Source organism: Bacteroides sp. MSK.20.12 (assembly GCF_019052435.1).
Classification (GTDB): domain Bacteria; phylum Bacteroidota; class Bacteroidia; order Bacteroidales; family Bacteroidaceae; genus Bacteroides; species Bacteroides xylanisolvens.
Window position 1 is genome coordinate 1 of record NZ_JAHQVH010000069.1, and the last position, 21,872, is coordinate 21,872.

The window sequence follows — 21,872 nt, forward strand, 5'->3', positions numbered from 1 at the left end:
TATTACAAAAGTAATCACTTTAAAGAAAGCTACAAATAGTTACCCCCAAGAAATTGCGGGTGAGCCAAAATCACCCGTATTGTGTCCATCCCCTATTAATATCGTAAAGAAACACTCAAACAAGTCCTCCAAACTATATAAAAAATCCTCCATAGTCTTTGGAAAGACTGCGGAGGATCCCTTTTTATTCTATAGAAGGAAGCTGGCAAAACTGCCTTTTCCCTTTTTCATTTCCTAGTCTCTTCTACCCATGAAGATCATGATGTAGTAAACCAATGTTGCTAATGAACCTAATGCAGCAACTACATACGTATAAGCAGCTGAACGAAGAGCGTCTTCTGCCTGTGCATGATTGTACGAATTAGTAATACCGGATGAACTCAACCATACCAATGCACGTTTACTTGCATTGATTTCCACCGGCAGCGTGATAAAGCTGAACAATGTAGTCATAGCAAACAGGATAATACCTGCCAGCAATAACTGCGGGAAAGAGTTTATCAGCAAGATACCACCCAACAATACCCACGTCATAATGGAAGAAGCAAAGTTCACAACCGGAACCAGCGCACTACGCATCTTCAACGGAGCATACATACGTGCATGCTGCACAGCGTGTCCACATTCATGGGCCGCTACGGCAGCCGCCATTATGCTGTTACTTTCATACACCCCTTCACTCAAATTCACTGTTTTGTTAGTAGGATTGTAGTGGTCGGTCAACCGTCCTGGCGTATGTGTAACCTGCACATCATAAATTCCATTGTCATGCAACATCTTCAAAGCAACATCGCGTCCTGTCATTCCGTTTCCTGTAGGAATCTTAGAGTACTTCTTGAATTTGTTTTGCAAATTCATCTGTACCAACCAACTTACAACAGCGATTCCTATAAATAATACCCAATAAGACATCATATACTTTTCAATTTTAATTATTACTCTATATCTTTATAAACAAATTGTTTGCCAAAAATAAGGGGAAACGTTCAATGTCAGAATAGTTTCCCCTTGCTTTTATGAAGAATTAGCTAAAAATTAGTCAATTGTCAGTTCTACCACATAGTCAATATCTTTCGGAACCTCGGCGAATTCGAGCAAAACACCGGCTTTCGTCTTTGTGAAACGAACCGGAGACTGATCTTTAAACAAGACTGCCTTCTTGACCTTCTTGTCTGTCAACGGCAGGAACAAAGCCGCATCTTTCAGGTCGAGAATATGCACATAGAGCTTATTTCCTTTTTGTGTTGTCACTCCCCAATCGTGTGGAGCAACTGCACCGCTTCGTGTTCCATAAATCGTTTCACCATATTGTTTCATCCACTCTCCCATCTCTGCCAAGCGTTGTACAGCTACCGCAGGAAGTTCCCCATCAGGTTGAGGGCCGATATTCATCAAAAGATTGGCATTCTTACCGGCTGCCTTCACCAGATAGTGAATCAATGTCTTTGTAGATTTATAATTCTGGTCGGTAATCTTATATCCCCACATACCATTCATTGTTTCGCAAGTTTCCAACGGCAGGCGACTAACCTCCTGTCCGGAAAGTCCCGAAGCATTTTCACCGGGCAGATCGCGTTCGAAAATCTGAATATCTTCCCCGTCAAAAGGCGTTTGATGATGATTGTTACCCACCAGACACCCCGGTTGGAGTTTGTGAATCAGAGCATACTGTTCCGGTAATTCCCAGTTAAAAGTTTTGGGCTGATCCCACCATCCGTCAAACCAGATGGCACCTATCGGGCCGTAATTCGTCAGCAATTCTGTCAACTGGTTATTCATGAATTGATAATAACTTTTCCAATCTCCTTTCGAGTTCGAGCGACCTGTACCCTGTCCTGTACGTCCCCAGGGATAGTCCTCACGCGCCCAGTCAAGATGTGAATAATAAAAATGGAGCTTGATGCCCTGCTTGGCACAGGCTGCTGCCAGTTCTTTCACAATATCTCTTTTAAAAGGAGTAGCTTTGACTACGTTATAATCCGAATACTTAGTGTCAAACATAGAAAAACCTTCGTGATGACGGGTAGTGAAACAGATATATTTCGCTCCTGAAGCTTTAATAGCTGCCACCCATTTGTCCGCATCAAACTTGGAAGGATAAAATCCGCCTGCCAGTTTGGCATACTCTTTATAATTCAGATTATTGTTTGTCATAGTCCACTCACCGGTAGCGAGCATAGCGTATAGCCCCCAATGAAGAAAAATACCAAACTTATTGTCCTGAAATTCCTGCCGTGCCTTCAGATTCTCTTCGGTAGGCTGATAGGAAGATTGCGCAAATACTCCCAAGTTCATTACGAACAACAAAAGGAAAGCTATAAAACGTGTTTTCATAAGGCATACATTATTTTTGTGTGTTTAGGATAGACTATACAAAGGATTGAACAAGAAAGGCGGAGTTTTTCTTCAATCTCCGCCTTTCCTCCATATAATAAATCAATTGTTATTCTTCAGTATAACGTTCGATGGTCTGTGCTCTGTCCGGTCCTACAGATACAATCTTGATTTCTACACCAAGCTGTTCTTCCAGGAAAGTCAGGTAAGCATTGAATTCTTCCGGGAATTCATCTTCGCTCTGCATCTTGGTCATATCTGTCTGCCAACCCGGAAGCTCTGCATATACAGGTTCTACGCCTTCTGTGATGTCATACGGGAAGTAGTCGATCTCTTCACCGTTCACTTTGTAAGCAACGCACGCTTTGATTGTTTCGAAAGTATCGAGTACATCGCTCTTCATCATAATCAATTTGGTAACTCCGTTTATCATAACGGAATACTTCAACGCTACCAGGTCGATCCATCCGCAACGACGTTTACGACCGGTTACAGAACCGAATTCATGTCCCAACGTACACATCTTGTCGCCTGTTTCGTCAAACAGTTCTGATGGGAACGGACCTGCTCCTACTCGAGTACAGTATGCCTTGAAGATACCATATACTTCACCGATACGGTTAGGTGCCACTCCAAGTCCGGTGCAGGCTCCCGCACATACGGTATTGGAAGAAGTCACAAACGGATATGAACCGAAATCAATATCAAGCATAGTACCCTGCGCTCCTTCACAAAGCACGCTCTTACCATCCTTCAACAGGTTATTCACTTCATGTTCGCTATCTACGAAATGGAATTGTTTCAGATATTCGATACCTTCCAACCATGCTTTTTCCAGTTCAGTAAGATCGTATTCATAATTCAAGCTCTTCAGAATTTGTTCGTGACGAGCTTTCGCAGCAGCATACTTCTGGTCGAAGTTATGAAGAATATCACCTACACGAACACCGTTACGGCTCACTTTATCCGTGTAAGTAGGGCCGATACCCTTACCAGTAGTTCCTACTTTAGCATCACCTTTGGCTGCTTCGTATGCAGCATCCAGAATACGGTGTGTCGGAAGAATAAGATGAGCTTTCTTTGAAATGTGCAAACGTTCTTTCAGCGGATGACCCGATGCTTCAAGTGCTTCTGCCTCTGCTTTAAACAATGCCGGATCAAGTACCACACCATTACCGATGATGTTTACCTTGTTTCCTTGAAAAATACCGGAAGGAATAGAGCGAAGCACATATTTCTGTCCTTCAAACTCAAGCGTGTGACCGGCATTCGGGCCGCCCTGAAAACGAGCAACCACATCATACTTAGGTGTTAAAACGTCGACTACTTTTCCTTTACCTTCGTCGCCCCATTGTAATCCTAATAGAACATCTACTTTCATTTTTCTTTTTTATTGTTGTTATTTACTTTTTTCCGTTTGTTAGCTCTGTCGCACTTACTACATACTCCATATATATATAAGGAGTAATGCGAAAGCTGGAAGCGGCTCAATTTCGTATTTTCAATGGCTTGCTGCAGTTCCTCGTTTTGAAACTCGGTCACTTTACCACATTGAGTACATATCTGATGATGATGTGTCTCGCGATTATATGATTTTTCGTATTGGGAGGAAGTACCGAACTGATGCTTAATGACCAGCCGTGCATTGATAAGAAGAATAATGGTGTTGTAGAGAGTCGCCCGGCTCACCCGGAAATTCTCCTGGTCCATCATCCGTGAATAAAGCATGTCAATATCGAAATGACCGTCGATAGAATAAATAGTATCGAGTATGGCGTAGCGTTCAGGAGTCTTTCGATGCCCGTTCGCCGTGAGATATTCCGTGAATATCTGCCTTACTGTATCTTTCACGTTTTGAGTTTCCATCATCAGCCAAAATTAGCGCGAACAAAGTTAAGCCTTTTTTGCGGAAAGCAAATGATAAAGAGAAGTTTTTTTAGTTCATCACAGAGTTAGACAGTTTTTTTATAAATTAAATGGAGGCTATCATTCGTTTTGTAGATTGGCTTATATAATAAACGAATAACAAGACGGTTTATTTTTTAGACGCATCATCCGTGTTATCCGCGTCTAAAAAATTAAACCGTTATTTAATAAAAGGACTTACTCCATGAAAATAAGATTAGTCTACAGCAAGCTCCTCTTTCACCATATTGTAGAGCATTTGCTCTCCTTCCAAGGTAGAATCAGCCATACCTTCCACCAAGCGGCATACTTGAAAAGCATGTTCCTCGCTATGCTGCATATATTTGCGGATAACCAGCAAAGCTGCGTTACGAATATGATAGCTGTCGGAATGTACCGCACAAATCGCCTGGTCGAGCAATTCGCCGGAAGCGCGTTCGGTCATATCCCCTTTCTTCATCAGAAGACGGGCGGCAGTCAGGAAACCACAAGTCTGCACGTACTCCTGTTCGTCGGCAATCCAATGAAAGGATTTGGCCGGAGCATACGGTAAATGCTGGAAGAGATTCATACAAGTCAGTTCTGCTATTTCGATATTCCGGATGTTTTCCACCCAAATATCGGCTATCTCGGGATAAAACGTTTCAATCGGCTGAAGCATTCCCGCCAGAATCTTACACTCGCGAATTTCCTCTTTCCATAAAGCCTGCGCCAGGTCATGATTCTTTTCGTAACCTTCGGCAATCATCTTGATACGAGGCAGTTCCACTCCGAAATTGAGTTTATAAACCAGCCCTTTCTCGCGCATACTTTGGGACACAGCCCCGTTCATAGAGAGACGGAGCTGTGTCTTGATATCTTTCAATTGTTCTTTAATATCCATTTCAGATCAGTTGTTTATGGAAGGCAGCGGAGAATAATCAGTGCTGTAACGCAACATTTGTTCTACATAACCTTCATCATAAGAAACTGTGACATCCGTAACGTTTCCGTTTTCATCTGTCACCAGTTCGTATTTCGGATTCACAAAACCTTTATAAGGAGCCAGATTCAACTTCTTATAACGTTCCAGAACTTCTGCATGTAAAGCCGGATCTACTTTTACGGCATAGTTTTCTACCAATGAACGGGCACCTTCGAAGTCGCCTGTCGATTTGATTCGCTGAATTTCAGCCAACAATTCGCCGAAAAGCTCGCGCACTTTCTGATAGTCATTGATAACCACATAAGTCTTTCCGTCTTTCTTCGTCAATTCCACCACTTTATCGGCAGCCCCCTTCTCAAATACCCAACGGGCTATCAACTGGCGGTTGCGCATGTGAGCTTCTTCCACAGTATTGCCTGGTTCGATACGTACCAACTGCGTCATCAGACCGTTCATCAGATAAGTATAATATTGAGCTTTATAAGCATCGGGAGAAGAGAGAAGTCCCAGTTCTACCAGCTTGGGGTCAGCCACATAATACAATCCGAACAAATCGGCACGCGCCTCTTCGATGGTAGAGCCGTATGCTTTCAAAGCATCAGGATCTACACCCGGAAGTAACTTACCGGAACCGTGTCCCAAACATTCGTGCAAATCCGTATGCAGCTCATCCGTTAAATCAGAATACGCATCGATCAGTTGTATTTCCGCATCGCTATAAACAAATTCTTCGTTGAATCCGTTTCCGTGAGCGGCTTTGTTATAAGCATCTGTTATATTTCCGATTGTCACCGATTTAGAACCGTGGTGCGCACGAATCCAGTTTGCATTCGGCAGATTGATACCGATAGCCGTTGCCGGGTAAAGATCACCTGCAAGGATAGCGGCAGTAATCACTTTAGCCGATACCCCTTTTACCTTTTCTTTCTTGAAAGATTTATCTACCGGAGAATGATCTTCAAACCACTGCGCATTGCTACTGATTATCTCTGTGCGGTGCGTTGATTCCAAATCTTTGAAATTCACCAAAGACTCCCAGCTCGCTTTCATCCCCAACGGGTCACCGTAACTTTCAGTAAATCCATTCACAAAGTCGATTCGTGAATCAAGGTCTTTCACCCAAAGAATGGCATATTCATCGAAATCTTTCAGATTGCCTGTTTCATAGAATTGAATCAGCTTGGTGATAACGGCCTTTTGTGCCTCATTCTCTGCTACACCTTCCGCTTTCTTCAGCCAATAAACAATCTTCTCTATTGCCTGTGTATAGAGTCCGCCTACTTTCCAAACTTTCTCCTCCAACTTTCCGTTTTCTTTGACCAGCCGACTGTTCAGCCCGTAAGAAACCGGTGTTTCGTCTTTCGGATCTTTCAGGGCGCTATAAAAACTCTCTGCCTCTTTCTGCGTCACTCCGTCATAATAGTTACAAGCAGAAGTCAACACAAGATCTTCGCCATCTGCCTGGTTTACCCGTTTCGGCATAATAGTCGGATCGAAAATCACCGGAAACAGTTCGGCACAAAGTTGTTCGGCAGTCTGCCCTTTCGCCAACGGCAGCAACTGGGCATCTATACCGAGTACAGCCTGTTTCAAGAACTCCTGCGAGAAGTTGGGCACAAATTTCTCCGTACCATAGTGGTGATGAATACCATTGGAGAACCATACCCTTTTCAGATACACCTCCATATTTTTAAAATCAGGCGTTGTTTTATCTCCCTGATAGTTTGTATATACTGCTTCGAGCATCCGACGGATTCTCAAATTATATTTTCCATTCTGGTCAAACAGAATATCCCTTCCCTCCAAAGCAGCCTCTGTCAGGTAATAAATCAGTTCCTTCTGTTTCAGCGTCAGTTCCTCAAATCCGGGAACTTTATAACGCAATATCTGTAAATCAGCAAATTGTTCCACTGTATAATCAAATTTGTCTGCTTCAGCAGTTGTTGTTTTACTTCCTCCGCACGATGTTAAAAGCGTAGCGGCCACTGTCATTAAAATCAGATGTTTTTTCATAATGCTAGCATTGATTAATTAAAATGAGAAAAGGAATTATCTCCAAAATCTTTCATTTAGAGGTAATTCCTTTTGACTAATTTCGGAACGCGCAATTATTTCTTATTTTCGAGATGTTTTTTGCGATATCCATTAGGAGTCTCACCTACGTTTTTGTAAAATGCAGCGTAAAAAGATTGACGATTTGCAAAGCCAACCATGGCACTAATTTCTTCCACATTTTTGTCGGCATAACGTTTGTCAGTCAATAAATGCAAAGCATCTTTTACTCTGTATTCATTCAACAGGCAAGAATAGTTCATGCCAAAGCGTGAGTTTACTACTGCAGAAAGGTAACGAGTATTCGTCTTCAATTCTTTCGCCAAGTCCTTAGCTGAATAGTCAGGATCCTTGTACTTCTTCTGTACAACGATGATATTCAGGATCTTGTCATACAACTCGTCTGCCAATTCCGGTCTAATCAAAGACCTGTATGCAGCCTTCTTTTCTTTCTTTTCCCTCAAATTGTAGGGACGTTTTTTCGGAGTTTCTTCCGTTTTTTTGTTCTCTAAATCACTCATTGAATTAACTGGTTAGGGTTTGTTCATTTGTTAATAATTGCTCATTTGCAACATAACATGTTACAAATGTCTTACTTTTTTTTTAAACACACAATTATTTTGTGCATTTTTTTCTAAATAAACAATCAAAAACCTTGAAAAAGAAGGAATAGCCTTGAATAATAAGAAACTTTAACTTATTTATAATTCATATCAGAAACTGAAATCTACACATGATGAAAATTGCCAAAGAAAAATGTACCTTTGCAGCATGGATAAATCAGCATCAATGAGAGAGACTTTAAAGACATATTTCGGGTACGATAGTTTCCGTCCTCTGCAAGAAGAAATCATCCGCCACATCCTGAACAAACAGGATGCATTGGTATTAATGCCTACTGGTGGGGGGAAATCGATCTGTTACCAACTTCCCGCACTGCTTTGCGAAGGTACTGCCGTTGTCGTTTCTCCCCTCATCTCATTGATGAAAGATCAGGTAGAAGCATTGCTGGCAAACGGCATCGCTGCCGGAGCGCTGAACAGCAGTAATGACGAAACAGAAAACGCTAATCTGCGCCGCGCATGCATTGAAGGCCGCCTGAAGCTGCTTTACATTTCACCGGAAAAACTTTTAGCTGAAAAGGACTATTTGTTGCGGGATATGAACATCTCTCTGTTTGCTATTGATGAAGCTCATTGTATTTCGCAATGGGGACATGATTTCCGTCCGGAATACACACAAATGGGAGTGCTCCACCAACAATTTCCGCAAATACCAATTGTCGCACTAACTGCCACCGCGGATAAAATCACGCGTGAAGACATCGTACGGCAATTGCATCTGAACCATCCGCGTACCTTCATTTCCTCGTTCGACCGTCCCAACATCAGCCTGACTGTGAAACGTGGATTTCAAGCGAAGGAAAAGAACAAGGCTATCTTAGAATTTATCCACCGCCACGGGGAAGAAAGCGGGATTATTTACTGCATGAGTCGAAGTAAGACGGAAACCGTCGCACAGATGTTACAGAAGCAGGGTATCCGCTGCGGTGTTTATCACGCCGGGTTATCCACTCAACACCGGGACGAAACACAGAATGATTTTATTAACGACCGCATACAAGTGGTATGTGCCACCATTGCTTTTGGAATGGGGATTGATAAATCAAATGTCCGCTGGGTGATACATTATAACCTGCCTAAAAGTATAGAAAGCTTTTATCAGGAAATAGGACGTGCCGGACGTGACGGGCTTCCCAGCAATACTGTCCTGTTTTATTCATTAGGCGACTTAATATTACTAACTAAATTCGCTTCGGAAAGTAATCAGCAAAATATCAATCTGGAAAAGCTCCAACGTATGCAGCAATACGCAGAGGCCGATATTTGCCGACGAAGAATCTTATTAAGCTACTTCGGAGAAACAACAACAGAGGATTGCGGTAACTGCGATGTTTGTAAAAATCCCCCTCAACGATTCGACGGTACAGTCATCGTGCAAAAAGCATTAAGTGCCATCGCACGTACGGAACAGCAAATCAGCACAGGAGTGTTGATTGATATTCTTCGTGGAAACTATTCTGCGGAAGTAACCGGAAAAGGGTATCAGGAACTTAAAACGTTCGGTGCCGGACGCGATATTCCTCCTCGTGACTGGCAAGACTATCTGCTTCAAATGCTGCAACTCGGCTACTTTGAAATAGCTTATAATGAGAATAATCATCTCAAAATAACGTCAAGCGGAAGTGATGTTCTCTTCGGAAGGACACAAGCGGCATTGGTAGTTATCCAGCATGAGGAAGCAGTTACCCGAAAAGGAAAAAAGAAAAAAGTGGTTATCGCCAAAGAACTCCCCTTCGGCGCGGCAGGCGGCGAAAGCCAAGATTTGTTCGAAGCATTGCGAGGATTAAGAAAACAACTTGCCGATCAGGAAGCTTTGCCCGCCTATATCGTCTTGTCAGACAAAGTGTTGCATCTGCTTTGCATCTCACGTCCCACCACCATCGAAGAGTTTGGAGAAATCAGTGGTATCGGCGAACACAAGAAAAAGAAATATGGAAAGGATTTCGTAAATCTGATTAGACAGTTCGTAGAATAAAAGAAATTCTTTAATAGTATATATTAACGAGTCACCTGACTAATGATTATTCGTTCCACTAGGGTTATCTTTCCGTTCCACAGTTGTTTCCCTTTAGTTCTACCTATGTAGAACTAAAGGGAAACAACTGTGGAACGAACTAATGTCCATAGCAAAAGGCGCTCACTTATGTAAACCGGAAAGATATAGTTGGCTTATTGATAACTTCACTTGCATTGCCGCAATTGCTCGTGCAAATCAGCCGGAGGCACTCCCAATGAAATAGCTTTTTCAAAGTCAGCTTTTGCCAATCCTTTCTTCTTCTGTGCCAGGTAGATATTTCCACGCAACAGATAAGCATCAGCCGAGGCAGCATCCAACCGGATGGCTTCCTCCAAATCGACCAATGCCAAATCTTCATGTTTCATCTCACGTTCCACATCGGCACGGGCAATATAGAGCGTCGCATCTTCAGGAGTGGCCGCAAGCATCTTATTCAATATTTCAAGAGCTTCCCGGAATTTTCCTTCTTTCTGCTCCAAAGTAGCCAGTCCCAGCCGTCCGCTATAGCTCTGCGGATCGAGTTCCAATAAACGATTATAATCTATTCTCGCAGCCGGATAATCGCGGCGGAGCACATAAATATAAGCACGCATCAACAAAGCTTCTTTGTTCTGCTTGTCCTCGTCCAACACCTGGCAATAATCCGTATAAGCACGGTCTGTTTTTCCCATTTCCATATAAATGGCGGCACGGTCGAGCAAAATAGGGACTGCCAAAGGAGCAAAGTTCAGTGCAAAAGAATAAGATTCCAATGCTTTATCAAACTCGCCCAAACGACGCTGAACCAATCCCAAGTTAGAAAAAAGCAGTGCATTCTTTGCGTTTTTCGGTTCCAACTTCAAAGCCTGAAGCAAAAGTTCCTCTGCCTGGGGAAGACTGTCTTTTTCGATACACTCAATGGCTCTCTCGGACAATTGCTGATAGGTTTGCGCAAAGGTAACAGCCGGAAAACAAAAAAGCAAAGCTATAATTATTCTTACCATGGTTCAGGTCTTTTTATAGTGAATGAATTAATCCAATGGATATGCGTCAAAAGCAAACAATTCGGTCGACAAATAACGCTCTCCCGTATCAGGTAACAACGCTACTATTTTTTTGTTCTTAAATTCCGGACGTTGTGACAGTTGACGGGCGGCATACACAGCTGCTCCCGAAGAAATACCCGCCAACAGACCTTCTGTTGCCGCTAACTCACGTCCTGCACGAATTGCTTCATCATCTGGCACGCCTATTACTTCATCCACCACCGAAGCATCATAAAGCTTCGGGATAAAATTCGCTCCAATACCTTGAATACGATGCGAAGCCGCCTCTCCGCCTGCCAACACTGGAGACGATGCAGGTTCCACAGCAACAATATAAATATTCGGATTATGTTTCTTCAAAGCACGGGCTACCCCGCAGACTGTTCCCCCGGTACCAACTCCGGCTACAAAAACGGCCACTTCACCGTCTGTATCCCTCCAAATTTCTTCACCCGTTGCCCGTTCATGAACAACAGCATTGGCCGGATTCTCAAATTGTTGCAAAATCACCGAACCGGGAATACTATCACGCAACTCCTGCGCTTTGGCAATGGAAGCTGCCATCCCTCCCAGCCCATCTGTCAATACAATCTGCGCACCCAGCGCTTTCAACAAATTCCGCCGTTCCAGACTCATCGTTTCGGGCATGGTCAATATCAGGTGATACCCTTTAATAGTAGCCACCATTGCCAACCCTACACCTGTATTTCCGCTTGTCGGCTCAATAATCGTTGCACCGGGTTTCAATGCTCCACGAGCTTCCGCATCTTCAATCATCGAAAGAGCGACTCTGTCTTTTACACTTCCCGCCGGATTAAAAGCCTCCAGTTTGGCAATAATATTTTGTTCCAGACCATACTTTCCACTATAACCGGAAAGTTCCATCAAAGGGGTATTCCCCACTAAATCTGTTAGTTTCTTTGCAATCTTTGCCATCTTATTACTTCATTTTTGTCACAGACACGACAAAGATATGGAAAAAAAGGTATGTTTTACATCACATCATGAGAAAGATAAGGAAAAGTATAGTAACTTTGTATCCGTTCAATCTTTTTAAGTTTACATATATGAAAAAGAGAATTATACAATTTCTCACGACCTATTTTTTATTTGTTCTTTTATTCGTTCTTCAGAAACCAATCTTCATGGTTTACTACCATGACTTATATACTAATGTATCTTTGGGTGACTATTTCCGCGTCATGTGGCACGGATTACCACTGGATTTATCTCTTGCGGGCTACCTGACCGCTATCCCCGGAATCCTGCTCATTGCTTCCGCCTGGACAAATTCATCCATACTCCGCCGCATCCGGCAAGGATATTTCGGAGTAATAGCCTTTGTCATGGCCTGCATTTTTATCATCGACCTGGGATTGTATGGCTTTTGGGGATTCCGTCTGGACGCCACTCCTATTTTCTATTTTTTCTCTTCTCCCAAAGATGCCATGGCAAGTGTCAGTTTTTGGTTCGTACTACTTGGAATTCTGGCTATATTGATCTATGCAGCAATTCTATACTGTATTTTCTATTGTGTCCTTATCCGGGAGAAAAAGCCTCTGAAAATACCTTATCGACGCCAGAATGTCTCGCTTGCACTGCTTTTGCTGACAGCGGCACTCTTCATCCCTATCCGGGGCGGATTCAGCGTATCCACCATGAATTTAAGCAAGGTGTATTTCAGTCAGGATCAACGCATGAATCATGCAGCCATTAATCCGGCATTCAGCTTCATGTATTCTGCCACCCATCAGAATAATTTCGATAAGCAGTATCGCTTCATGGACCCGAAAATAGCCGACGAATTATTTGCAGAAATGGTAGACAAACCCGTCGCAGCAACAGACAGCATCCCTCAATTATTGAATACACAACGCCCGAACATTATTTTCATTATCCTTGAGAGTTTCTCCACACACTTGATGGAAACTTTCGGAGGACAACCCAATGTGGCTGTCAACATGGATAAATTCGCAAAAGAAGGCGTATTATTCAGCAACTTCTACGGCAGTAGTTTCCGCACAGACCGCGGACTGGCATCTATCATCAGCGGATATCCCGGACAGCCGAGTACCAGCATCATGAAATATCCCGAAAAGACGGACAAACTTCCTTCCATCCCCCGTAGCTTGAAAAATGCAGGATACAGCCTCGAATATTACTATGGAGGAGATGCCGATTTCACCAATATGCGCTCTTACCTGGTATCTTCCGGTATCGAGAAGATTATTTCCGATAAAGATTTCCCTCTGTCCGAACGTACCGGAAAATGGGGAGCACAAGATCACGTTTTGTTCCAGCGCCTGATGAAAGACCTGAAAGAAGAAAAACAAGAAGAGCCATTCCTGAAACTGGTTCAGACATCAAGCAGCCACGAACCATTCGAAGTTCCGTTCCACAGGCTGGATGATAAAGTCCTCAACTCCTTTGCGTATGCCGACAGTTGTGTGGGAGATTTCGTGAAACAGTATCAGGAAACACCGTTATGGAAAAACACACTGTTTGTACTCGTTCCCGATCATCAGGGTGCATACCCATACCCGATAGAAAATCCGCTGGACGGACAAACCATTCCGCTGATTTTAATCGGAGGTGCAATTAAACAACCTCTCGTAATAGATACTTATGCTTCGCAAATTGACATTGCCGCCACTTTGCTCGCTCAATTAGGATTGCCGCACGATGAATTTACTTTCAGCAAGAATATCCTGAATCCGGGCTCTCCTCATTTCGCATACTTTACCCGACCGGATTATTTCGGAATGATTACTGCCGACAACCAATTGGTATACAATCTGGACGCCAACACCGTGCAACTGGACGAAGGCACCGCCAAAGGAGCTAATCTGGAAAAAGGAAAAGCGTTCTTACAGAAGCTCTACGATGATCTTGCCAAACGCTAATTATTAAGAAATATGGAATATTTATAAGGTAATATAGGACATTTACTATTCTTTATTGTATATTTGCGACGTTAAAAATAGATCAATAAAGCCGGATGATACATAGCGAAATCGTGCAATTCCTTTCGGAGATAGATACAAATATCTTCTTATTTTTCAATGGTATACACTCCCCTTTCTGGGATTATTTCATGAGTTCCTTCACGGGTAAAATAATCTGGGTTCCCATGTATGCCACCATATTATATATATTATTAAGAAATTTCCACTGGAAAGTTGTCGTATGTTATGTGGCAGCTATCGCGCTCACGATAACCTTTGCCGACCAAATGTGCAGCAGTATCATCCGCCCGGTAGTGGCACGCCTGCGTCCCGCCAATCCGGACAACCCTATTGTGGATATGGTATATATCGTAAACGGGTATCGTGGAGGAAGTTATGGTTTCCCATCGTGCCATGCGGCCAATTCATTGGGGCTTGCCATGTTTGTAGTATTTCTGTTCCGTAAACGTTGGCTAAGTATTTTCATCGTAACTTGGGCAATCCTTAACTGCTATACACGTATATACTTGGGGGTACATTATCCCGGTGATTTACTCGTAGGAGGTATTATCGGAGGATTCGGCGGTTGGTTATTCTGTACTATCGCTCACAAAATAGCCATTTATTTGGAACCTTCCACCCGCACGAAGAGAAAAGATATAAAACAATGGTCAGTCACTATTTATGCAGGATTGCTGACAGTGCTCGGTATCATTATATATTCCATAATTAAAAGTTGGTAAGGTTCACCACAGATTGCACAGATTCACACAGATTTCAAATGATAAAAAAGATATTCCACAAGAAGAATGAAGAGTAAGTGGAGTTATCAAACAAAATCTGAATATTAAAAATCACCCACGTTATAGATAGCTATAACGTGGGTGAAATTATTTATAAAGGGCTGTTATACAGCTCCATCAGCAATCTGTGTGAATCGGTGTAATCTGTGGTAGAATATCAAGCTTTCTTGATATAATCAACAATCCACTGTCCTACTTCTTTCGTTCCGTATTTAGCACCGTCAGCCACCTGAATTTCCGGTGTACGTACATTCTCATCCAAAGAAGCGTCTACTGCTTTACGAATCAGCGCACCCTCTTCTTTGCAATCGAAATACTCGAACAACATAGCTACGGAAAGAATTTGTGCCAACGGATTAGCAATATTCAATCCTTTAGCCTGCGGCCATGAACCGTGAATCGGTTCAAACACCGGAGTACTCTCGCCTGTGGAAGCAGAAGGAAGCAAGCCCATAGAACCACTGATTACAGAACCTTCGTCAGTCAGAATATCACCGAAGGTGTTTTCCGTTACCATCACATCGAAGAAAGCAGGTTCCTGAATCATTTTCATTGCAGCATTGTCCACAAACATATAATCTGTTGTCACTTCCGGATAGTTCGGAGCCATTTCCTGTGCAATCTGACGCCATAGACGAGAAGAAGCCAACACGTTTGCCTTATCTACCACCGTCAGATGTTTTCTGCGCTTCATCGCATATTCAAAAGCCACTTTCAAGATACGTTCGATTTCCGGGCGAGTATAATAGTTGGTATCATACGCTTTGTCATTATCCTGATACTTTTCACCGAAATACATACCTCCGGTCAACTCACGGATACAGATAAAATCTGCGTTCTCTACCAGTTCCGCACGCAACGGAGATTTGTGAATCAGGCATTTGAATGTCTGCACCGGACGGATATTAGCGAAAAGTCCCAATTTCTTACGCATCGCCAACAAACCTTGTTCCGGACGTACCTTAGCAGTAGGGTCGTTATCAAATTTCGGATCGCCTACGGCAGAGAATAAAACAGCATCCGCATCTTTACAAACCTGATAGGTTGCTTCCGGAAACGGATCGCCTACTTTATCAATCGCATCAGCTCCACAGATTGCATATTCGTAACTTACTTTGTGGCCAAACTTCTCGCAAACGGCACTCATCACATCTACACCTTGCACAGAGATCTCCGGTCCGATGCCGTCGCCTGCTAATACAGCAATTTTAAAATCCATAATCGTTTATTCTTCTATTTATATATTCTTATAAAAAACATTCTTTGGGCAAGTTATCTCTCACTTGCTCTTCTCGTATTCATCTTCGATGAGGTTCAACATCTTCATAGTAGCTTTGATGGCAGCTTCCGTCTGATCGGCATCAAGTCCGCGGGTACGGAACACCTGCTCGTCATAACTCCATGTGATTACTGTCTGCACAAATGCATCCGTGCGCCCACCGGGAGGGATTGTCACCGCATAATTGGTCAGCATCGGGAATTTGCGTCCCAATGTCACCTTATATATCTTACGCAATGCACGAACAAAAGCATCATACTGGCCATCACCGCCTGAACTCTCTTCGTACTCTTTTCCGTTGATTTCTATCTTCAACGTAGCCATCGGTTTCAATCCATGAGCCAGATTCACAAAATAGCTCTTCAGTTTGACCTTCTCACCAATCGCTCCATGCTTCAACACATCAGAAACGATGTACGGCAAATCTTCCTGTGTCACCAATTCTTTCTTGTCGCCCAGTTCGATGATACGCTCCGTCACCTTGCGCATAGCATCTTCATCCAACTCCAGTCCGAGGTCTTCGAGATTTTTGCGGATATTGGCTTTGCCGCTTGTCTTGCCCAACGCATATTCACGTTTGCGGCCAAAACGTTCGGGAAGCAAATCATTACAGTAAAGATTATTTTTGTTATCGCCGTCGGCATGCACACCTGCCACTTGTGTAAAGACATTCTCACCTACAATCGGTTTATTGGCAGGTATCATAATACCCGAATAAGACTCCACTACCCGGCTGACATCATTCAAACGGCTCTCGTCGATATTGGTCGCCGCATTGAAATGATCTTTCAGGATGGCTTGCACACTTGCGAGAGGAGCATTTCCAGCCCGTTCGCCCAGTCCGTTGATGGTGGTATGCAGTCCTTTGACACCGCTTAATACGGCTGCAAGAACGTTGCTCACTGCCAAATCATAGTCATTGTGCGCATGGAAATCGAGATGAGTATTCGGATAACGTTTCTTCATCTTCCGCATATACTCTATCACTTGCAAAGGATTCAAGATACCCAGCGTGTCAGGCAACATATAACGCTTGACACTCGTCTCTTGCAATCCATCCATCAACTGGAATACATATTCGGGAGAATCCTTGATACCGTTACTCCAATCTTCCAGATAAACATTGACGGTTATATCCTGTTCGTCGGCATAATGCACCACATTAATGATATCTGCCAGATGTTCTTCCGGTGTCTTTTTCAGTTGTTGCGTACAATGCTTCAGTGAACCTTTGCAAAGAAGATTAATCACGCGGCAACCGGTACGCTGAATCCAATCGACAGAAGTATGCCCGTCAACAAAGCCGAGCACTTCCACTTTATGGAGCAGATTGCGACGGGCCGCCCAGTCGCAAATCATCTTCACGGCTTCAAACTCACCGTCCGACACACGCGCCGAAGCAACCTCCACCCGGTCTACCTTCAAATCTTCTAACAGCAAACGGGCGATCATTAGTTTCTCATGAGGCACGAAAGATACTCCGCTGGTTTGTTCACCATCACGGAGCGTTGTGTCCATGATTTCTATTTTCACGCCTTCTTTTCCCATTCTTCTATTTTATCTTTATTGCTTAACAAGAAATCGATATCGTCCAATCCGTTCATCAAACAAAGTTTCTTGTAAGCATTGATTTCAAAATGTTCACTTTTACCTGTCGCCTTGTTGGTGATGGTCTGTTCGGGAAGATTCACTTCCACTTCCATCTTCGGGTCCGCTTCTATCGAATCAAACAACTCCTGCAGAAACTCCTCGGTAACAACCACCGGCAGCACAAAGTTGTTCAACTCATTATTCTTATGAATATCGGCAAAGAAACTGGATACCACCACGCGGAAACCATATCCTGCAATAGCCCAGGCAGCGTGTTCACGGCTGGAACCCGAACCGAAGTTTTTTCCTGCCACCAATATCTGTCCGCTATAAGTAGGATTGTTCAACACAAAATCCTTGTTCAGGGAACCGTCAGCATTATAACGCCAGTCACGGAAAAGATTATCACCAAAGAATTTTTCTTCACGAGTGGTTGCTTTCAAGAAACGTGCCGGAATAATCTGGTCGGTATCTACGTTTTCTAAAGGAAGAGGTACACAAGTACTTGTGATTATATTAAATTTTGTCTTAGCCATCGCCTTATTTATGAATTATAAATTATGATTTATGATTGAAATTACATCAGTTCTCTCGGATCGGTAATCACACCTGTCACCGCAGCAGCAGCAGCCACCAGAGGACTAGCTAACAAGGTACGTGCACCAGGTCCCTGACGTCCTTCGAAGTTACGGTTGCTGGTAGATACCGAATATTTCCCGGCAGGAATCTTATCATCGTTCATTGCCAGGCAAGCAGAACATCCCGGCTGCCGAATAGCAAATCCGGCTTCCGTCAAAATCTTGTCGATTCCTTCCTTACGGATCTGTGCGTCTACCATCCATGAACCCGGAACCAGCCATGCAATTACATTTTCCGCTTTCTTGCGACCTTTCACGATGGAAGCAAATGCACGGAAATCTTCGATACGACCGTTTGTACAAGCGCCGAGGAATACATAATCAATCTTTTTGCCCAACAAAGATTCTCCCGGTTGGAATCCCATATAGTCCATTGATTTCTTGAATGAAACCTGTGCAGCTTCGCTCATTCCTTCCATCGTAGGAATGTGCTGTGTGATGCCCATACCCATACCCGGATTCGTTCCGTAAGTAATCATCGGCTCAATATCAGCAGCTTCAAAACGGACTTCCTTGTCGAATACGGCATCGTCATCACTCTTCAATGTCTTCCAATATGCCAAAGCCTTGTCCCATGCTTCGCCTTGCGGAGCACTTTCACGTCCCTTGATATATTCAAAAGTCACTTCGTCCGGAGCAACCATCCCACCACGTGCACCCATTTCGATAGAAAGGTTACAAAGGGTAAGACGTCCCTCCATTGTCAGATTGCGGATAGCCGAACCTGCATATTCTACGAAGTAACCGGTAGCACCGCTGGTAGTCATCTTGGACATCATATACAGAGCTACATCTTTTGCAGTCACCCCTTTGCCCAGTTCACCGTCTACGGTGATACGCATTGTTTTCGGTCTTGACTGAAGAATACATTGCGAAGCCAATACCATTTCCACTTCACTTGTTCCGATGCCGAAAGCGATTGCTCCCATCGCACCGTGAGTAGAAGTGTGAGAGTCACCGCAGACAATCGTCATTCCCGGCAAAGTCAAACCACGTTCGGGACCTACCACATGGATAATTCCATTCTTCGGATGCATCATACCGTAGTGTGTCAAACCAAAATCCTTCGCATTCTTAGTCAATGTGTCGACCTGCGTTTTAGAAATCGGATCCTCAATCTCCTTATCCTGATCGTGTGTCGGTGTGTTATGGTCGGGCATACAAAATACCTTTTCCGGACGCAACACTCCGATTCCACGTTCACGCAATCCGGCAAAAGCTTGCGGACTAGTCACTTCGTGACAATATAAGCGATCAATATAAAGTTGTGTAGGACCATCTTCCACAGTAGTCACCACGTGGGCATCCCATATCTTATCAAATAATGTATTCATCTGTTTATTTACTATTTTACTAATTACTATTTACTATTTTAGTCAATCTCTACAATGCCGATACGACTGTCAGTCTCTTTTTTATGATTTGAATTTATTAATACAGTCAATATAAGCTTCTACGGAAGCGGCAATAATATCTGTATTAGCTCCAAAACCATAATAAATCTGGTTATCGTATTCTACCTGCATGTGTACTTTACCTACATCATCACTTCCCTTGCTGATAGCCTGAATAGTAAACTCTTTCAAAGTCATGTGGCGTTCTACAATCTTCTTCAATGCTTTGATAGCTGCATCTACCGGACCGTTACCACTGGCACAAGCCTCAAACTTCTCACCGGCAATGTTCAATCCCAAACTAGCTACCGAACGAACACCGACACCACTCGTCACCTGCAAATAATCCAGTTTGATGCGATGATTCTGGCTACGGTCTGCGCCTGCCAATACTAAAATATCGTCATCATTAATATCTTTTTTCTTATCAGCCAACTTCAAGAACTCATCATATACCTTATCCAGCTTTTCCTGCTCCAGGTCAACTCCCAAAATAGAAAGACGATTTTTCAATGCGGCACGTCCGCTACGGGCTGTCAATACGATAGAGTTATCATCAATACCCACATCATGCGGATCAATAATCTCATACGTCTGTACATTCTTCAACACACCGTCCTGATGGATACCTGAAGAATGTGCGAAAGCATTACGTCCAACGATCGCTTTATTCGGCTGTACCGGCATATTCATCAGGCTGGATACCATGCGGCTGGTCGGATAAATCTTCTGTGTATTGATATTGGTCTGAATATCTATTTCGTGGTGACTCTTGATAATCATGGCGATTTCTTCGAGGGCAGTATTTCCTGCACGTTCGCCGATACCGTTGATGGTCACTTCCACCTGACGTGCGCCGTTCAAAACACCGGCTATCGTATTGGCAGTAGCCATACCCAAGTCGTTGTGACAGTGAGTAGAAAGTATGGCATTATCGATGCCGTCTACATGGTCGATCAGGTATTTTATTTTAGCACCATATTCTGAAGGTAAGCAATAACCCGTTGTATCAGGAATATTCACTACGGTAGCTCCTGCTTTGATAACGGCTTCCACCACACGTGCCAGATATTCGTTATCCGTACGGCCTGCGTCTTCTGCATAAAACTCTACATCGTCCACAAAACGGCGGGCGTATTTCACGGCAGCTACCGCACGTTCGATAATCTCTTCACGATTCGAATTGAATTTATATTTAATGTGCGAATCAGAAGTACCGATACCGGTATGAATACGTTTATGTTTAGCAAATTTCAGTGCATCTACAGCAACATCAATATCTTTTTGAACTGCACGTGTTAAAGCACAGATAGTAGGCCAAGTCACCGCTTTTGAAATCTCAATCACTGAATTAAAATCTCCCGGGCTCGAAATGGGGAATCCGGCTTCAATCACGTCTACTCCCAACGCTTCCAATGCCTTTGCTACCTGAATCTTCTCTACTGTATTCAACTGGCATCCCGGAACCTGTTCACCATCTCTAAGAGTGGTATCAAAAATAAATAACCTATTGTCCATATTCAATGTATATTATATAATTATTAGCATTAAAAAAAGCCTTTCACACTTGGAAGTGAGAAAGGCTTTCGTATATTTTCATTTATACACATTTACGCGCAGCACTCACTTCCACTAACCTTTGATAGTAGAATAATAATACCGCATAGTAGAATATGTATAAACATCTGGTTCATTTCTTGTCTCTTTTATAGTTTGACGGTGCAAAGGTATGGATTATTTCTTTTCCACCAAATAATACGTTACTTTTTTATCGAAAAAAATATCATTTCATAAGTTAAAGCCGATTTTTACCAAAAATATATCACGAATACAGGTCTATATTTCATTAAAAGAAAAGAGGGAGCAGAATGTTTTTCAGCATTCTCTCCCTCTTCTTCTTTATTGTTCTAAATCAATAGATTACTTCTTATCGCAACATTCTTTCTTTTCTGCGCAATCAGCTTTTTTGTCGCAAGCAGTAGCACAAGAATCTTTAGCCTGGCAGCAAGAATCAGATTCAACAACAGCTTCTACAGTTTCTACGGTTGTTTCTTCACCTTCAGAAGCAGCGTTAGTAGTTTTGTTACCAGCACAAGACATCATTGCAAAAGAAAATGTTACTGCTACAGCAGCCAAAAATAATTTCGTTTTCATACCTTTCAAATTTGCTTTAAACGTTTAATAAAATAATTGTCGGTCGCAAATATAACACTTTTTTTGCAAAGTACCAAAAACAGAAAGCCCCCTTGATTCAGCAACGAATCAAGGGGCTTCTCTAAAAACGGCAGCTACCTACTCTCCCACTGTTACGCAGTACCATCGGCGTGACGAGGCTTAACTTC

Annotated in this window: 19 protein-coding genes; 4 read left to right on the forward strand and 15 right to left on the reverse strand. The window is 43.1% G+C overall.

Translation table 11 applies throughout. The features are described 5' to 3' along the window. A partial coding sequence (locus tag KTR06_RS23320) for a hypothetical protein (protein WP_217290840.1) occupies positions 1 to 238 on the forward strand: 238 nt, incomplete at its 5' end. On the opposite strand, the gene KTR06_RS23325 is transcribed toward KTR06_RS23320, so the two are convergent. The 7 genes from KTR06_RS23325 to KTR06_RS23355 all read right to left on the reverse strand — a co-directional run bounded on the left by KTR06_RS23325 (position 235) and on the right by KTR06_RS23355 (position 7,737). Next, positions 235 to 915: a zinc metallopeptidase gene (locus KTR06_RS23325; RefSeq protein WP_004301089.1), complete on the reverse strand. Its 681-nt coding sequence runs from the start codon at positions 913 to 915 to the stop codon at positions 235 to 237. The genes KTR06_RS23320 and KTR06_RS23325 overlap by 4 nt on opposite strands. A gap of 120 nt (positions 916 to 1,035) precedes the next feature. Next, on the reverse strand, positions 1,036 to 2,334 hold the full coding sequence (locus KTR06_RS23330; RefSeq protein ID WP_117683553.1) for an alpha-L-fucosidase: 1,299 nt from the start codon (positions 2,332 to 2,334) through the stop codon (positions 1,036 to 1,038). A gap of 109 nt (positions 2,335 to 2,443) precedes the next feature. Continuing rightward, positions 2,444 to 3,715 (reverse strand): adenylosuccinate synthase, encoded by a 1,272-nt coding sequence (locus KTR06_RS23335; protein WP_004301093.1) that lies wholly within the window; start codon positions 3,713 to 3,715, stop codon positions 2,444 to 2,446. Continuing rightward, positions 3,712 to 4,200 carry a Fur family transcriptional regulator gene (locus KTR06_RS23340; protein WP_008025868.1) on the reverse strand — a complete coding sequence of 163 codons (489 nt, stop codon included), beginning with the start codon at positions 4,198 to 4,200 and terminating at the stop codon, positions 3,712 to 3,714. Before KTR06_RS23340 ends, KTR06_RS23335 begins: the two co-directional genes overlap by 4 nt. Positions 4,201 to 4,456: 256 nt before the next feature. Beyond that, positions 4,457 to 5,122 (reverse strand): DNA alkylation repair protein, encoded by a 666-nt coding sequence (locus KTR06_RS23345; protein ID WP_004314019.1) that lies wholly within the window; start codon positions 5,120 to 5,122, stop codon positions 4,457 to 4,459. Positions 5,123 to 5,128: 6 nt separating this feature from the next. Continuing rightward, complete coding sequence (locus KTR06_RS23350; protein ID WP_217290841.1) at positions 5,129 to 7,177, reverse strand: dipeptidyl peptidase 3; 2,049 nt, start codon at positions 7,175 to 7,177, stop codon at positions 5,129 to 5,131. Between the two features lie 95 nt (positions 7,178 to 7,272). Further along, on the reverse strand, positions 7,273 to 7,737 hold the full coding sequence (locus KTR06_RS23355; RefSeq protein ID WP_004301101.1) for an AraC family transcriptional regulator: 465 nt from the start codon (positions 7,735 to 7,737) through the stop codon (positions 7,273 to 7,275). A gap of 268 nt (positions 7,738 to 8,005) precedes the next feature. Between KTR06_RS23355 and recQ the strand changes: the two genes are divergently transcribed. Further along, on the forward strand, positions 8,006 to 9,814 hold the full coding sequence (gene recQ / locus KTR06_RS23360) for a DNA helicase RecQ (protein WP_217290842.1): 1,809 nt from the start codon (positions 8,006 to 8,008) through the stop codon (positions 9,812 to 9,814). A gap of 206 nt (positions 9,815 to 10,020) precedes the next feature. Here recQ and KTR06_RS23365 read toward each other — a convergent pair whose 3' ends face one another. Together KTR06_RS23365 and cysK are read right to left on the reverse strand one after the other, a co-directional pair. After that, positions 10,021 to 10,839, reverse strand: a complete 819-nt coding sequence (locus tag KTR06_RS23365; RefSeq protein ID WP_004311786.1) for a lipopolysaccharide assembly protein LapB — start codon at positions 10,837 to 10,839, stop codon at positions 10,021 to 10,023. A 27-nt stretch (positions 10,840 to 10,866) separates the two neighbouring features. Further along, on the reverse strand, positions 10,867 to 11,817 hold the full coding sequence (gene cysK / locus KTR06_RS23370) for a cysteine synthase A (RefSeq protein ID WP_217290843.1): 951 nt from the start codon (positions 11,815 to 11,817) through the stop codon (positions 10,867 to 10,869). A gap of 131 nt (positions 11,818 to 11,948) precedes the next feature. On the opposite strand from cysK, the gene KTR06_RS23375 reads away from it, so the two are divergent. Beyond that, positions 11,949 to 13,784: an LTA synthase family protein gene (locus KTR06_RS23375; RefSeq protein WP_217290844.1), complete on the forward strand. Its 1,836-nt coding sequence runs from the start codon at positions 11,949 to 11,951 to the stop codon at positions 13,782 to 13,784. Between the two features lie 95 nt (positions 13,785 to 13,879). Continuing rightward, complete coding sequence (locus tag KTR06_RS23380; protein ID WP_049703435.1) at positions 13,880 to 14,569, forward strand: phosphatase PAP2 family protein; 690 nt, start codon at positions 13,880 to 13,882, stop codon at positions 14,567 to 14,569. 217 nt (positions 14,570 to 14,786) lie between these two features. Here KTR06_RS23380 and leuB read toward each other — a convergent pair whose 3' ends face one another. From leuB to KTR06_RS23410, 6 genes are all read right to left on the reverse strand, one after another. Beyond that, positions 14,787 to 15,848 carry a 3-isopropylmalate dehydrogenase gene (gene leuB / locus KTR06_RS23385; protein ID WP_004311790.1) on the reverse strand — a complete coding sequence of 354 codons (1,062 nt, stop codon included), beginning with the start codon at positions 15,846 to 15,848 and terminating at the stop codon, positions 14,787 to 14,789. 60 nt (positions 15,849 to 15,908) lie between these two features. Further along, on the reverse strand, positions 15,909 to 17,456 hold the full coding sequence (locus tag KTR06_RS23390; RefSeq protein ID WP_004315473.1) for an alpha-isopropylmalate synthase regulatory domain-containing protein: 1,548 nt from the start codon (positions 17,454 to 17,456) through the stop codon (positions 15,909 to 15,911). Beyond that, positions 17,438 to 18,034, reverse strand: coding sequence for a 3-isopropylmalate dehydratase small subunit (gene leuD / locus KTR06_RS23395; protein ID WP_004307192.1), 597 nt, complete (start codon positions 18,032 to 18,034; stop codon positions 17,438 to 17,440). The genes KTR06_RS23390 and leuD overlap by 19 nt, the downstream gene beginning before the upstream one ends. A gap of 41 nt (positions 18,035 to 18,075) precedes the next feature. Then, a complete protein-coding gene (gene leuC / locus KTR06_RS23400; RefSeq protein WP_004311792.1) occupies positions 18,076 to 19,470 on the reverse strand; it encodes a 3-isopropylmalate dehydratase large subunit in 1,395 nt (464 codons plus the stop codon). A gap of 81 nt (positions 19,471 to 19,551) precedes the next feature. After that, positions 19,552 to 21,048: a 2-isopropylmalate synthase gene (locus KTR06_RS23405; protein WP_004315472.1), complete on the reverse strand. Its 1,497-nt coding sequence runs from the start codon at positions 21,046 to 21,048 to the stop codon at positions 19,552 to 19,554. Positions 21,049 to 21,450: 402 nt separating this feature from the next. Then, positions 21,451 to 21,684, reverse strand: coding sequence for a hypothetical protein (locus tag KTR06_RS23410; protein ID WP_004311794.1), 234 nt, complete (start codon positions 21,682 to 21,684; stop codon positions 21,451 to 21,453). Positions 21,685 to 21,872: the final 188 nt, after the last annotated feature.

Excerpts from the sequence above, each read along its gene's own strand:
- KTR06_RS23325 (WP_004301089.1), bottom strand. The coding sequence starts at position 915 with ATGATGTCTTATTGGGTATTATTTATAGGAATCGCTGTTGTAAGTTGG.
- KTR06_RS23330 (WP_117683553.1), bottom strand. The coding sequence starts at position 2,334 with ATGAAAACACGTTTTATAGCTTTCCTTTTGTTGTTCGTAATGAACTTG.
- KTR06_RS23335 (WP_004301093.1), bottom strand. The coding sequence starts at position 3,715 with ATGAAAGTAGATGTTCTATTAGGATTACAATGGGGCGACGAAGGTAAA.
- KTR06_RS23340 (WP_008025868.1), bottom strand. The coding sequence starts at position 4,200 with ATGGAAACTCAAAACGTGAAAGATACAGTAAGGCAGATATTCACGGAA.
- KTR06_RS23345 (WP_004314019.1), bottom strand. The coding sequence starts at position 5,122 with ATGGATATTAAAGAACAATTGAAAGATATCAAGACACAGCTCCGTCTC.
- KTR06_RS23350 (WP_217290841.1), bottom strand. The coding sequence starts at position 7,177 with ATGAAAAAACATCTGATTTTAATGACAGTGGCCGCTACGCTTTTAACA.
- KTR06_RS23355 (WP_004301101.1), bottom strand. The coding sequence starts at position 7,737 with ATGAGTGATTTAGAGAACAAAAAAACGGAAGAAACTCCGAAAAAACGT.
- recQ (WP_217290842.1), top strand. The coding sequence starts at position 8,006 with ATGAGAGAGACTTTAAAGACATATTTCGGGTACGATAGTTTCCGTCCT.
- KTR06_RS23365 (WP_004311786.1), bottom strand. The coding sequence starts at position 10,839 with ATGGTAAGAATAATTATAGCTTTGCTTTTTTGTTTTCCGGCTGTTACC.
- cysK (WP_217290843.1), bottom strand. The coding sequence starts at position 11,817 with ATGGCAAAGATTGCAAAGAAACTAACAGATTTAGTGGGGAATACCCCT.
- KTR06_RS23375 (WP_217290844.1), top strand. The coding sequence starts at position 11,949 with ATGAAAAAGAGAATTATACAATTTCTCACGACCTATTTTTTATTTGTT.
- KTR06_RS23380 (WP_049703435.1), top strand. The coding sequence starts at position 13,880 with ATGATACATAGCGAAATCGTGCAATTCCTTTCGGAGATAGATACAAAT.
- leuB (WP_004311790.1), bottom strand. The coding sequence starts at position 15,848 with ATGGATTTTAAAATTGCTGTATTAGCAGGCGACGGCATCGGACCGGAG.
- KTR06_RS23390 (WP_004315473.1), bottom strand. The coding sequence starts at position 17,456 with ATGGGAAAAGAAGGCGTGAAAATAGAAATCATGGACACAACGCTCCGT.
- leuD (WP_004307192.1), bottom strand. The coding sequence starts at position 18,034 with ATGGCTAAGACAAAATTTAATATAATCACAAGTACTTGTGTACCTCTT.
- leuC (WP_004311792.1), bottom strand. The coding sequence starts at position 19,470 with ATGAATACATTATTTGATAAGATATGGGATGCCCACGTGGTGACTACT.
- KTR06_RS23405 (WP_004315472.1), bottom strand. The coding sequence starts at position 21,048 with ATGGACAATAGGTTATTTATTTTTGATACCACTCTTAGAGATGGTGAA.
- KTR06_RS23410 (WP_004311794.1), bottom strand. The coding sequence starts at position 21,684 with ATGAAAACGAAATTATTTTTGGCTGCTGTAGCAGTAACATTTTCTTTT.